This window comes from Levilactobacillus tujiorum (assembly GCF_012641185.1).
Taxonomy (GTDB): domain Bacteria; phylum Bacillota; class Bacilli; order Lactobacillales; family Lactobacillaceae; genus Levilactobacillus; species Levilactobacillus tujiorum.
Map to the genome: position 1 here is coordinate 1 of NZ_JAAXLK010000070.1, position 227 is coordinate 227.

Consider the following 227-nt stretch of genomic DNA (forward strand, 5'->3'; position numbering starts at 1 on the left):
AAGGCCTTACTTGGTCCAATCTCGGCCTTTAGTTTATTAAAGACCGTTTCGCACGCCGCATTATCCAAACAGGTCGCTCGACGTGACATGCTTTGACGAATATTTCCTTTACGGAGAACTCTTCGCCACTGCCGATGAACGTATTGCCAACCTTGGTCTGTATGGAGTGTCAGCTGGTAATTGGTCTCTGGTAAGCGATCGACTAAGCGTCTCAACGGCTCTAGACT

General features: G+C 48.5%; 1 pseudogene. It reads right to left on the minus strand.

The annotated features are described in order from the left end of the window. Nucleotides 1-227, minus strand: a pseudogene (locus HF569_RS12645) (DDE-type integrase/transposase/recombinase); the annotation flags it as partial.